The 11,158-nt window shown below is 63.5% G+C and carries 12 protein-coding genes and 1 tRNA gene; 6 read left to right on the plus strand and 7 right to left on the minus strand.

Translation table 11 applies throughout. From position 1 onward, the window contains the following. Window positions 1–74 precede the first annotated feature (74 nt). The 3 genes from AC1DNF_RS13620 to AC1DNF_RS13630 all read left to right on the plus strand — a co-directional run bounded on the left by AC1DNF_RS13620 (window position 75) and on the right by AC1DNF_RS13630 (window position 1,645). Window positions 75–1,064: a DNA-directed RNA polymerase subunit alpha gene (locus AC1DNF_RS13620; RefSeq protein WP_478149126.1), complete on the plus strand. Its 990-nt coding sequence runs from the start codon at window positions 75–77 to the stop codon at window positions 1,062–1,064. An 84-nt stretch (window positions 1,065–1,148) separates the two neighbouring features. Beyond that, window positions 1,149–1,550 (plus strand): 50S ribosomal protein L17, encoded by a 402-nt coding sequence (gene rplQ, locus AC1DNF_RS13625; protein ID WP_478149142.1) that lies wholly within the window; start codon window positions 1,149–1,151, stop codon window positions 1,548–1,550. A gap of 18 nt (window positions 1,551–1,568) precedes the next feature. Next, window positions 1,569–1,645: transfer RNA gene (locus AC1DNF_RS13630), tRNA-Met, on the plus strand. A 112-nt stretch (window positions 1,646–1,757) separates the two neighbouring features. On the opposite strand, the gene AC1DNF_RS13635 is transcribed toward AC1DNF_RS13630, so the two are convergent. From AC1DNF_RS13635 to AC1DNF_RS13655, 5 genes are read right to left on the minus strand one after another with little or no spacing between them, the layout of a single operon-like run. Further along, the gene (locus AC1DNF_RS13635; RefSeq protein WP_478149127.1) at window positions 1,758–2,153 is read right to left on the minus strand and encodes a RidA family protein; all 396 of its coding nucleotides are present in this window, start codon (window positions 2,151–2,153) and stop codon (window positions 1,758–1,760) included. Further along, window positions 2,150–3,763 (minus strand): AMP-binding protein, encoded by a 1,614-nt coding sequence (locus AC1DNF_RS13640; RefSeq protein WP_478149128.1) that lies wholly within the window; start codon window positions 3,761–3,763, stop codon window positions 2,150–2,152. The genes AC1DNF_RS13635 and AC1DNF_RS13640 overlap by 4 nt, the downstream gene beginning before the upstream one ends. Window positions 3,764–3,765: 2 nt before the next feature. Then, the gene (locus tag AC1DNF_RS13645; RefSeq protein ID WP_478149129.1) at window positions 3,766–4,959 is read right to left on the minus strand and encodes an acyl-CoA dehydrogenase family protein; all 1,194 of its coding nucleotides are present in this window, start codon (window positions 4,957–4,959) and stop codon (window positions 3,766–3,768) included. Between the two features lie 4 nt (window positions 4,960–4,963). After that, window positions 4,964–5,818, minus strand: coding sequence for an enoyl-CoA hydratase family protein (locus AC1DNF_RS13650; protein WP_478149130.1), 855 nt, complete (start codon window positions 5,816–5,818; stop codon window positions 4,964–4,966). Further along, window positions 5,815–6,291, minus strand: coding sequence for a MarR family winged helix-turn-helix transcriptional regulator (locus AC1DNF_RS13655; protein WP_478149131.1), 477 nt, complete (start codon window positions 6,289–6,291; stop codon window positions 5,815–5,817). Before AC1DNF_RS13655 ends, AC1DNF_RS13650 begins: the two co-directional genes overlap by 4 nt. Before the next feature lie 153 nt (window positions 6,292–6,444). Between AC1DNF_RS13655 and AC1DNF_RS13660 the strand changes: the two genes are divergently transcribed. Together AC1DNF_RS13660 and AC1DNF_RS13665 are read left to right on the plus strand one after the other, a co-directional pair. Next, window positions 6,445–7,713 carry a class I SAM-dependent methyltransferase gene (locus AC1DNF_RS13660; RefSeq protein ID WP_478149132.1) on the plus strand — a complete coding sequence of 423 codons (1,269 nt, stop codon included), beginning with the start codon at window positions 6,445–6,447 and terminating at the stop codon, window positions 7,711–7,713. A gap of 6 nt (window positions 7,714–7,719) precedes the next feature. Next, window positions 7,720–8,046 (plus strand): DUF1840 domain-containing protein, encoded by a 327-nt coding sequence (locus AC1DNF_RS13665; RefSeq protein ID WP_478149133.1) that lies wholly within the window; start codon window positions 7,720–7,722, stop codon window positions 8,044–8,046. A gap of 12 nt (window positions 8,047–8,058) precedes the next feature. On the opposite strand, the gene AC1DNF_RS13670 is transcribed toward AC1DNF_RS13665, so the two are convergent. Beyond that, complete coding sequence (locus AC1DNF_RS13670) at window positions 8,059–9,075, minus strand: Bug family tripartite tricarboxylate transporter substrate binding protein (protein ID WP_478149134.1); 1,017 nt, start codon at window positions 9,073–9,075, stop codon at window positions 8,059–8,061. 43 nt (window positions 9,076–9,118) lie between these two features. Continuing rightward, window positions 9,119–9,331 (minus strand): hypothetical protein, encoded by a 213-nt coding sequence (locus tag AC1DNF_RS13675; RefSeq protein ID WP_478149135.1) that lies wholly within the window; start codon window positions 9,329–9,331, stop codon window positions 9,119–9,121. Between AC1DNF_RS13675 and AC1DNF_RS13680 the strand changes: the two genes are divergently transcribed. Next, window positions 9,330–10,865 carry a catalase gene (locus AC1DNF_RS13680; RefSeq protein ID WP_478149136.1) on the plus strand — a complete coding sequence of 512 codons (1,536 nt, stop codon included), beginning with the start codon at window positions 9,330–9,332 and terminating at the stop codon, window positions 10,863–10,865. The two genes, AC1DNF_RS13675 and AC1DNF_RS13680, sit on opposite strands and share 2 nt — an antisense overlap. The last annotated feature ends 293 nt before the right edge of the window (window positions 10,866–11,158 follow it).

The following is an 11,158-nucleotide window of genomic DNA, read 5'->3' on the forward strand; positions in this document are numbered from 1 at the left end:
GCGCGTTGCCGCGGGTCAGGTGCTTCACCAGCCTTACCGGTGTAACGAGCCGGGGGTATTGAGAGGAAGTCTGCATGCAAACCACCCTGCTGAAACCCAAGACCATTCAGGTCGAGCAACTTGCGCCCAACAAGGCCAAGGTGACGCTCGAGCCGTTCGAGCGCGGCTATGGCCACACGCTCGGCAATGCGCTGCGCCGCGTTCTGCTTTCGTCGATGGTCGGTTACTCCGCCACCGAAGTGACGATCGCTGGCGTGCTGCACGAGTACTCCTCCATCGACGGCGTGCAGGAAGATGTCGTCAACATCCTGCTGAATCTCAAGGGCGTGGTGTTCAAGCTCCATAACCGGGATGAAGTGACGTTGAGCCTGCGCAAGGACGGCGAGGGCGCCGTTACCGCTTCCGACATCCAGACGCCGCATGACGTCGAGATCATTAATCCAGATCATGTGATCGCGCATCTGTCGCAGGGCGGCAAGCTCGACATGCAGATCAAGGTCGAGAAGGGCCGCGGCTATGTGCCGGGGACGATGCGCCGCTACGCTGACGAGCCGACGAAGTCGATCGGCCGAATCGTTCTGGACGCTTCATTCTCGCCTGTGAAGCGTGTGAGCTATACGGTTGAAAGCGCCCGCGTTGAGCAGCGTACGGACCTGGACAAGCTCCTTATCGAGATCGAAACCAACGGCGCGATCACCGCGGAAGATGCGGTTCGCGCCTCGGCCAAGATCCTGGTCGAGCAACTGGCCGTGTTTGCGCAGCTCGAGGGTGGGGAGCTCGCTGCGTTCGATGCGCCTGCCCCGCGCAGTGCACAGCAGTTCGATCCGATCCTGCTTCGTCCTGTCGACGAACTCGAGCTCACCGTGCGTTCGGCCAACTGCCTGAAGGCGGAGAACATCTACTACATCGGTGACCTGATCCAGCGCACCGAAAATGAGCTGCTCAAAACCCCCAATCTGGGTCGCAAGTCGCTCAACGAAATCAAGGAAGTGCTTGCTTCGCGCGGGCTGACCTTGGGCATGAAGCTCGAAAGCTGGCCGCCAGCCGGCCTCGACAAGCGTTGATTTTTTCGGCCCTGATGAAGAGGGCCAGTGCACCGGGCAGTACCTGATACGGCTGCCTGTTTTTATAAAGTAAAGGAAAGCACCATGCGTCACGGACACGGACTCCGCAAACTCAACCGCACCAGCTCGCACCGCCTTGCGATGCTCCAGAACATGATGAACTCGCTCATCGAGCATGAAGTCATCAAGACCACCGTCCCCAAGGCCAAGGAACTTCGTCGTGTGATCGAGCCCATGATTACGCTGGCCAAGAAGCCAACGCTTGCCAACAAGCGCCTTGCGTTCGATCGGCTGCGCGACCGCGACAGCGTCGTCAAGCTGTTCGCCGAACTCGGTCCGCGTTATCAGACGCGCCCCGGTGGCTACACGCGCATCCTGAAGATGGGTTTCCGCGTGGGCGACAACGCGCCGATGGCCTTGGTCGAACTGGTCGATCGTCCAGAAATCACTGAAGCACCTGCAGATGAGCAGGGCGGCGAAGAATAAGCTATAATTCGATCTTGCCGCGCGATGGAGCAGCCTGGTAGCTCGTTGGGCTCATAACCCAAAGGTCGCAAGTTCAAATCTTGCTCGCGCAACCAAATTTTCGATAGCCTATGAAGGCTATGGCAGATAAGCAAAACGCCCACTTTCGAGTGGGCGTTTTTCTTTTTGGGCGCGGCAAATGACTCGGCGTCATTGGCCCGCGTCGTTTCAGTCGGGAAGCACCGCCGTGACCTCGATCTCGATCTTGGCGCGGGCCTCCACGAGCGCCGCGACCTGCACGCAGGTCATGGCTGGAAAGTTCCGCCCCATCGCTTCGCGATAGACCGCACCGAGTTCGCTCAAGCGTCGGTTGTATTCATCGCGATCGACCACGTACCATGTCATGCGGACCATATGCTCCGGCCCGGCCCCCGCTTCGCGGAGCACCTCGACGATATTGCGCAAGGCCTGACCGGTTTGCACGATGAAATCGTCGGACTCGAATTGCTGCTGCGCATTCCAGCCGATCTGCCCACCGACGAACACCATGGTGCCGCGTGCCGCGATGCCGTTTGCGTAGCCCTTGGGCGGCGTCCAGCCGGGTGGTTGCAATAGTCTGTTCATGTGGATTGCCTTAATTTGAATCGTTGAAGTTTTCCGGTCTCGGTGCGCGGCAGCGCCGCGACGAATTCGATCTCGCGGGGATACTTGAAGGGCGCAATCGTGGCCTTGACGTGATCCTGCAGTGCCTTGACCAAACTCGCGTCGGCGGTATGCCCGGGTTTGAGCACGCAGAAGGCCTTGACGATCATGCCGCGCTCTTGATCGGGCTTGCCGATCACGCCGCATTCAGCGATTGCTGGATGTTTCAAGAGCGCGTCTTCGACCTCCGGGCCGCCCACGTTGTAGCCGGCAGTGACGATCATGTCATCGGCGCGCGACTGGTAGAAGAAGTAGCCGTCCTCGTCTTCCACAAAGGCATCGCCGGGGTAGTTCCAACCCTTCTTGACGTAGTCGCCCTGTCGGGCATCGTCGAGATATCTGCAGCCGACCGGGCCGATGATCGCGAGCTTCCCGACAGTGCCACGCGGGACTTCGTTGCCCGCGTCGTCCACCACCTTGGCCGTAAATCCGGGCACGGCCTTGCCGACCGCGCCCCGCCGGACCTGATCGCCCGCGGCCGAGATGTAGATGTGGAATACCTCCGTGCCGCCGATGCCGTCCAGCATCTCGATGCCCGTCGCCTGCTTCCACAGCTGTCGCGTCGCGTCCGGGAGTGCTTCGCCAGCGCTGACGCTGATGCGCAGGGTCGGCACGCCAAGGCTCTTTGCGAAAGGCGCCATCTGCCGGTAGAAAGTAGGCGCCGTGTAGCAGATGGTCGCGCCCACTTCGCGAATCACCCTGACCATGGTCTCGGGCGTGTACGGCCCGTCATGGAAGTACACCGAGGCGCCTGCCCACATCGGAAAGATCAGGAGGCCGCCGAGCCCGAAGGTGAAGGCCAGGGGCGGAGAACCCAGCACGATATCGTCACTTCGCGCCTTCAGGATGTGGCGCGGCCACGTCTCGCACATGGCGAGCACATCGCGGTGCGTGGTGACTGGCGCCTTGGGTTTGCCGGTGGTGCCGGACGTGAAGGCCAGCAATGCTATGTCGTCCGCGGCTGTTGGGCAGGCCTTGAAGACCCCGCTCTTCTTCTCGGCACGCGCCGTCAGGGAATCGGGTGCATCTGGTTGGTTGAACGGGACAATCGATCTCAACGCCGGATGCGCCTGCTGTGCCGTGCGAAGCTCGTCGAGCAGCTTGCCCTCGCAAAGCGCAACAACAGGCTGCGATTTTTCGATGATCTCGCCCAACTCCTTGGCGCGCAGCAAAGGCATGGTGGCCACTGCAATCAGACCGGCCTTGACCACGGCAAGCCAGGCGAGCGCCATGCCGATCGAGTTGCCGCCGCGCAGCAACACGCGATTGCCGGGGACCAGGCCCAGATCCTCGGTGAGCACCTGAGCGATGCGATTGACCTCGACGGCAGCCTCCGCGTAGCTCAGGGTCCGGCTGGGAGAGCGCAACATCGGCTTGCCGGCGAAGCCCTTGGCCGAGGCCTTGTCGAGCAGCTCCTCCACCAGGTTCAGCTGGTCCGGCAGCTGCAACTCGGGGAGGTCGTACCGAAACTGCGGCAATTGGTCCGCCGGCGGCAGGCGGTCATGGACGAAACGGTCGATCTGTGCGCTCATCCTCATTTGCTCCTCAAGACGGACTTTCCGATGATCAGTTGCTGAACTTCCGTTGCGCCTTCGTAGATGCGCAACGAGCGGATGTCGCGGTAGAGGCTTTCCACCTTCGTGCCCACCTTCACGCCGAGGCCGCCATGCATCTGGAGCGCCATGTCGATCACACGGCTTGCGTTCTCGGTGGCGCACATCTTGGCCATCGCGGCCGCGGCGCTCAGGTCGCCGACGGCCGGCACGCCGCGGCCTTCGCTGTCGTCGCGCATCCAAGCTGCGCGGTAGGTCAGAAGTGCGGCGCTGTCGATCAGCGCAGCCATCTCGCCGAGCTTGGCCTGCGTGAGTTGGAAGTCTGCAAGCGTCTGGCCGAACATGTGCCGCTTCTTCGCATGGTGGACCGCCTCGGCCAGCGCGCGCCGCGCCATGCCGAGCGCCGCGCCGGCGACGGAGGCGCGGAAGATGTCCAGCGTACGCATCGCGAGCTTGAATCCGCCGTGCAGGTCGCCGAGTTGCGCACTGCCCGGCACCGTGCAGTCGTCGAAGCGCAAGGTCGCGAGCGGATGCGGCGCCATGACTTCGATATGCTCCGACGCGTCTAGACCCGGCGTCGCCGCGTCTACGATGAATGCGGTGATCCCGCGTGCCCCTGCGGACGGGTCGGTCTTCGCGAATACGCAATAGAAGTCGGCGATGCCGCCATTGCTGATCCAGGTCTTCTCGCCCGCGAGTCGCCATCCTCCTGGCGCGGCTTCCGCACGCATTGCCATCGCGCCGACGTCGGACCCCGCGTCGGGCTCGCTCAGCGCGAAAGCCGCAATCTTGTCGCCACGCGCCACGGCGCCCAGGTAGTCGCTCTGCTGCGACGGAGTACCGGCGAGGGTGATGGCCCCGCTGCCCAGCCCTTGCATGGCGAAGGCGAAGTCGGCCAGTGGCGAATGAAATGCGAGCGTCTCGCGCAACAGGACCAGAGCACGCGAATCGAGGCGCTCGAGCGCGCCGCCGGAACTCGCCGGCACGCAGTAGCGCAGCCAGCCGCCATCGCCGAGGCGCTTGACCCAATCGCGGCAAGCCGCACGGTCATCGCGCTCGTCCACTGACTGTGCCGCAGCCCAGGGCAGCAGCTCCCGCGCGAGGACGCGGTGCTCCTCGTCGAAAAACGGCAGCGCGAGATGGGTCGTGGAAGGTTCGAAAGCCGAAGTCGTCATTGCGTCAGTCCCCGCCGAACACCGGCTTGCGTTTGGCCGCGAAGGCTTCGTAGGCTCGCTTGAAGTCCTCCGTCTGCATGCAGATGGCCTGGGCTTGCGCCTCTGCCTCGATGGCTTGATCGATGGTCATCGCCCATTCTTGCGAGAGCATCGTCTTGGTCATGCCGTGCGCAAAGCTCGGGCCTTCGGTGAGGTCGCGCGCCACTGCGGTCGCGGCGCCCAGCAGCGCGTCGCTGTCGTGCAGCGCGTTGAAGAACCCCCACGCGTGGCCTTCCTGTGCCGTCATCGCCCGGCCAGTGAAGAGCAATTCCGAAGCCCGGCCTTGCCCGATCATGCGAGGCAGGAGCGCACAGGCGCCCATGTCGGCACCCGCGAGCCCGACCCGCGTGAACAGGAAGGCCGTGCGGGTCGAGGGCGTTCCGTAGCGCAGGTCGCAGGCCAGCGCGATCATGGCGCCCGCGCCCGCGCAGACGCCGTCGATCGCACCGACGATCGGCTGCGGGCAGTGACGGATCGCCTTCACCAGGTCGCCGGTCATGCGAGTGAACTCCAGCAGCTCCGGCATCCGCATACGCGTGAGCGGACCGATGATCTCGTGCACGTCGCCGCCAGAACAGAAGTTGCCGCCGGCGCCGGTCACCACGACGACCTTGACGTCGGTCGCGAAGCTCAGCGCGCGAAACAAGTCGCGCAGTTCGGCATAGGAGTCGAAGGTCAGTGGGTTCTTGCGTTCCGGGCGATTCAGCGTGACGGTGCCGACACCTGCGTCGAACGACCACGAAAAATGCTCGGCCGCATAGTTGGCCTTGGGCTCGAACTGGGCGCGCATGGGGTTGCCAGCGCCGATGTAGTGTTTCATGTGGACTCCGCTATCTGTTGGTGACTGTGTTGCTTGACTTTGCCTAGGAGCCGGTGGAGCTGAGAGATCTCCTTCGCGCTCAAGGCGGTGAAGGCATCGACGATCCATGCCTCATGCTGCTGCGCCATGTCGTTGAAAAGGCGGCGGCCGCGCGCGGTGAGCCGAATGCGCCAGGCGCGCCGGTCGCCGGCGACGTCCACCCGTTCGACCAATCCCTCCGTCACCAGCTGATCGGTGATGCCCGTGACATTGCCGCCGGTGACCATCATGCGGCGCGAGAGCTCGTTCATCTTCAAGCCGTCCGGTGCGCGCTCCAATTGCGCCATCAGGTCGAAACGCGGCAGGGTGGTCGCGAACTGCTCGCGCAGTTCGTTGCGCACCTGCTTCTCGATCAACTGGGTGCAGGTGAGCAATCGCAGCCACAGGCGCAATGCCTCCGGGTGTTCGCTGTGGGCCCTGGCTTCGAGGTCCATCTAGTGCTCCTGTAGGAAGGTCGCCCATGGCGTGGCGGACCGAGCTATTCATGAATCAATAGTTTAGACCTAAAGAATATCGTGTCAACGGCCGCGCGTCCATTTTTGGGAGGTCAGTTGACGAGCCCGCCGACGCTGGCAAGAATGTTTCCCATGCAAAGCCTGATACCGAAGATCGAGTCCCAGCTTTCCACTCTGCCGGTGCCCGTCACGCTGCAGTTGCCCGACGGCCGCCGGGTCGCCAAGCCGGGCTCGCGCATCACGCTGGCTTTCTCCGAGTGGTCCGCCCTGGCCAAGCTGGCCGCTCACCAGGTCGGCGCCATCGGGGAGGCCTACGTCGAGGGCCGGGTCCAGATCGAAGGCGCGATGCGCGACCTGATCGACGCGGCGGTCGGGCTGTTGCCGGGCAATCCCGCGGAAACGAACACCCACTGGTGGAGCCGGCTGCAGCGGCGAGCGAGATCGCGCGGCTCTCATTCGCTGGGCAAGGACGCGGCGCAGATCGAGTTTCACTACGACGTATCCGACGACTTCTACGCCCTCTGGCTCGATCCGCGGCGGGTGTACTCATGCGCCTACTACCGCGATGCGGCGTTGACGCTCGCACAGGCGCAGGAGGCCAAGCTCGACCATATCTGCCGCAAACTGCTGCTCCAGCCGGGGCAGCGATTTCTCGACATCGGTTCGGGTTGGGGCGGGCTCCTGCTGTGGGCCGCCGAGCACTACGGCGTCGACGCGACCGGGATCACGCTTTCCAAGAACCAGCATGCGCATGTTCAGCGGCTGATCGAAGAAAAGGGGCTACAGGGCCGCGTCCGCGTCGAACTGCGCGACTATCGCAAGCTCGAAGCAGACCGCCCCTTCGACCGGATCAGCTCGGTCGGCATGTTCGAACACGTCGGCCGCGCCAACATGCCCACCTATTTCCGGAAGATCCATGCCCTGCTCGCGCCGGGTGGCATGGTCATGAACCATGGCATCACTTCCGGCCAGCTCGATTACCAACAGCTGGGCGCCGGCATGGGCGACTTCATCGAGAAGTACATCTTTCCAGGCGGCGAGCTCCTGCACGTGACCCATGTCCTGCGCGAAATGACGGCTGCGGGCCTCGAAATGGTCGACACGGAGAACCTGCGCCCGCACTATGCGCGCACGCTGTGGGCCTGGTCTGACGCCCTGGAGGGGCGGCTCGACGAGGCGCGTGAGGTCCTCAAGCGCAGCGGCGGCAGGCAGGGCGAGAACGCGGAACGCATCCTGCGGGCCTACCGCCTCTACCTGGCGGGTTCAGCGATGAGCTTCGAGCAGGGTTGGATCTCGCTGCACCAGATGCTGGCGGCCAAGCCGGACGGCTCAGTCGAGGGCCGCGCATTGCGCGGCTCACAATCGGTGTACCCTTTTGTCCGCGACTACATTTACAAGTGACCAGCCATGCTCTACCGATTCAAATCACAAGCAACCGCCGACGTCGTCATGCTCGAAGCTAACGCTCGTCAGTTGCTCGAAATCATCGGCAAACCGTCCGGCCACAAGGGAATCATCACCGCTGACCAGATTCCGGCGGCCGTCACCGCGCTGGAAACGGCGATCAGCAATGATGCGGCGGTGAACCAGCACAACCGTGATGCCTTCGCGGTCGAGAACCATGCCGACGCCGCGGAGCGCGAGCACGTGGGCCTGCACCAGCGCGCCGCGCCGCTGATCCACATGCTCAAGCGCTCGCAGGCCGAGGGCAAGGACGTCGTCTGGGGCGTCTAGGCCGATTCGCGTTCAGTCCACCGTCGCGCCGGAGGCCTTGACCACCTTCGCCCACTTGACGTGTTCGCTCGCGATCAGTTTGGCGAAGTCGGCGGGAGAGTTGCCGCTTGGAATGGCGCCCTGGGCCAGCAGCTTTTCCTTGATCGCGGGCGTACCGAGCGACTTGGCGACTTCCTGCTGAATGCGGTTCACGATCTCCGGCGAGGTTCCCGCCGGAGCCAGCAGGCCGAACCATGAGCTGGCCTCGTAGCCCTTCAGCGCCGGCCCGCCGGCCTCTTCCACCGTCGGGACATCGGGCAGCGCCGGCGAGCGAATCGAGCTCGTTACGGCCAGCGCCTTGAGCTTGCCGCCCTTGATCTGCGCCATCGACGAGGGCAGGTTGTCGAACATCACGTCGGCATTGCCCGCGACCATGTCCATCAGCGCCGGGCCCGATCCGCGGTAGGGGATGTGCGTCATGAAGCTGCCCGTCATCGTCTTGAAGAGTTCCCCCGCCAGATGGATGGAAGTGCCGCTGCCGCTCGAGGCCATGTTGAGCTTGCCGGGGTTCGCCTTGGCGTACTTCACGAAGTCGGCCACGTTGTTGATGCCCAGGGCCTTGGCCTTCTCCGCGTTCATTTCCATCACGTTCGGCACCGCGGCCACCAGCGTGATCGGCGCGAAGTCCTTGATCGGATCGAAAGGCAGCTTGGGATAGAGCGCGCGGTTGATGCCGTGCGTGCCCACCGTCCCCATGAGCAAGGTGTAGCCGTCATTCGGCGCCCTTGCGACGATCTCCGCGCCGACGTTGCCACCCGCGCCAGCGCGGTTGTCGACGATGAACTGCTGGCCGAAGGCCTTCGACAACTCGGGAGCGACCGCGCGCGCGAGGATGTCGGTGGTGCCGCCCGGTGCAAAGGGAACCACGATGCGCACGGGTTTTGTCGGCCAGGCGCCCTGGGCCGCGGCGGTGCCCGCGACAAGGGCGAGGGCCGCCATCGCAGTCAGCGTCAGCGCGGTGCGGCGGCGAAAGGGGAGGGAGGAGATCATGGGGGGTTCCTGTTGTTGATGGCCGGGTCGGGGAGGCATTCCATCACACGCGGTGATACCGGCTCGAAGCCCCAGTTTTTACAGGCGAATCTGTCTCTTCGTCGCGGGTAAAAACCCCGCCTCGGCGGCGATGGACCTGCCGCCGCGCATCGCATTGAAGTTTGCAATCGCCGATTTTGGGCGATTCAACTTCCGCCGAAATGGCGTCGTCGATAGCCTTGGAGGCTCCATAACAAACCAGGGTGTGTTTACTCATGATCTGCAAGACTGTCACAACCGCGCGCCGCGCGAGCCTTCTCGCCGGTGCGATCTTCATCGCCGTCGGCGCGCATGCGAAAACATTGACGCATGACAATGGAGCGCCGGTGGGCGACAACCAGAACTCCCAGACGGCCGGCCCGGACGGCCCCGTGCTGCTGCAGGACGTTCACCTGATCCAGAAGCTGCAGCGCTTCAGCCGCGAACGCGTGCCTGAGCGCGTCGTGCATGCGCGGGGAACGGGCGCCCATGGTGTCTTCGCCGCGACGGCCGACCTGTCGCGATACACGCGCGCCAAGCTTTTCAGGCCCGGCACGACGACGCCGGTCTTCGTGCGTTTCTCCACCGTGGTCCACGGCAATCATTCGCCCGAGACGCTGCGCGATCCACGCGGCTTCGCCACCAAGTTCTATACGAGCGAAGGCAACTGGGACCTCGTGGCGAACAACCTTCCGGTGTTCTTCATTCGCGACGCCATGAAGTTTCCGGACATGGTTTACAGCCTGAAGCCCAGCCCCGCCACCAACCTCCAGGATCCGAACCGCTTCTTCGACTTCTTCTCCCACTTTCCTGAAGCGACGCACATGCTGACGCGGGTGTACTCCGACTACGGCATCCCGGCCAGCTACCGCATGATGGACGGCAACGGTGTGCACGCCTACAAGTTCGTCAACGCGGCCGGCGAGTTCAGCTACGTGAAGTTCCACTGGAAGAGCTTGCAGGGTCAGAAGAACCTGAGCGCCGTCGCGGCGTCGTCTGTTCAGGGCCGGACCTTCAACAGCCTGACGGAAGACCTCCTGGCGGCGATCGATGCGGGCGAGTTTCCCAAGTGGGATCTGCACATTCAGGTCCTGAAGCCGGAGCAGCTCGACAACTTCGATTTCGATCCGCTCGATGCCACCAAGGTCTGGACCGGCGTGGAGGAAGTGAAGGTCGGCACGCTCACGCTGAATCGCAATCCCGCCGATGTGTTCCAGGAAAGCGAGCAGAGCGCCTTTGCGCCCGCCAACCTGATCCCGGGCATCGAAGCGTCCGAAGACCGATTGTTGCAGGGGCGCCTGTTCGCCTACAGCGACGCCCAGTTGCATCGGGTCGGAACCAACCTGTTCCAGCTGCCGATCAATGCGCCGAAGGTCGCGGTCGACAACAACTACCAGGACGGCGCGGCCAATAGCGGCTCGCGCACCAGCAGCGTCAACTACGAGCCCTCGCTCATCGAACCCAAGCCACAGGATGCCGCCCAGAAGCGCAGCCGCCTTCCACTCGGAGGCTCGACCCAGCAGGCGCGCATCGCCAAGACCCTGAACTTCCGGCAGGCCGGCGAGTTCTACCGGTCCTTGTCGGAGAAGGAACAGGCCAGCCTGATCGTCAATCTCTCGAATGACCTGGGCGCCGTGAAGAGCGAGCCCACGAAGTACACCATGGTGTCGTACTTCGACAAGGCCGACCGCGACTACGGCCGGGCGCTCGCCAAGGCGATGGGCCTCGATCAAGACCGTGTCGAGCGACTGGCCTCGACGCTGCTCGAGTAGCCATCCCGTACTGCCTGCACGACGGCGCTAGCCGCAAGTTCCCCGCTCTCTGTAGTCACTCCACCGACGGCAAGTACTTGTCGCCGCTGATGAATCCTCCTCTGCGGAGGATTTTTTCGGGTGATACATGTAGTCGCTAAAATAACTTGAATGATTCACATCGTTCGACTATATTTCTCTTCATGGCAGCTCGTACCGGCACCGCTCACGTCGTCACTACGACGCGCACCTACAAGGACCAGGTCTATCGCACCCACCTGCTGCGCCGCAGCTACCGCGAGGACGGCAAGGTC

The organism is Variovorax sp. 01T432, assembly GCF_056398605.1.

Excerpts from the sequence above, each read along its gene's own strand:
- AC1DNF_RS13675 (WP_478149135.1), bottom strand. The coding sequence starts at position 9,331 with ATGAGTAAACACACCCTGGTTTGTTATGGAGCCTCCAAGGCTATCGAC.
- AC1DNF_RS13635 (WP_478149127.1), bottom strand. The coding sequence starts at position 2,153 with ATGAACAGACTATTGCAACCACCCGGCTGGACGCCGCCCAAGGGCTAC.
- AC1DNF_RS13670 (WP_478149134.1), bottom strand. The coding sequence starts at position 9,075 with ATGATCTCCTCCCTCCCCTTTCGCCGCCGCACCGCGCTGACGCTGACT.
- AC1DNF_RS13640 (WP_478149128.1), bottom strand. The coding sequence starts at position 3,763 with ATGAGCGCACAGATCGACCGTTTCGTCCATGACCGCCTGCCGCCGGCG.
- AC1DNF_RS13660 (WP_478149132.1), top strand. The coding sequence starts at position 6,445 with ATGCAAAGCCTGATACCGAAGATCGAGTCCCAGCTTTCCACTCTGCCG.
- AC1DNF_RS13665 (WP_478149133.1), top strand. The coding sequence starts at position 7,720 with ATGCTCTACCGATTCAAATCACAAGCAACCGCCGACGTCGTCATGCTC.
- AC1DNF_RS13645 (WP_478149129.1), bottom strand. The coding sequence starts at position 4,959 with ATGACGACTTCGGCTTTCGAACCTTCCACGACCCATCTCGCGCTGCCG.
- AC1DNF_RS13650 (WP_478149130.1), bottom strand. The coding sequence starts at position 5,818 with ATGAAACACTACATCGGCGCTGGCAACCCCATGCGCGCCCAGTTCGAG.
- AC1DNF_RS13620 (WP_478149126.1), top strand. The coding sequence starts at position 75 with ATGCAAACCACCCTGCTGAAACCCAAGACCATTCAGGTCGAGCAACTT.
- rplQ (WP_478149142.1), top strand. The coding sequence starts at position 1,149 with ATGCGTCACGGACACGGACTCCGCAAACTCAACCGCACCAGCTCGCAC.
- AC1DNF_RS13655 (WP_478149131.1), bottom strand. The coding sequence starts at position 6,291 with ATGGACCTCGAAGCCAGGGCCCACAGCGAACACCCGGAGGCATTGCGC.
- AC1DNF_RS13680 (WP_478149136.1), top strand. The coding sequence starts at position 9,330 with ATGATCTGCAAGACTGTCACAACCGCGCGCCGCGCGAGCCTTCTCGCC.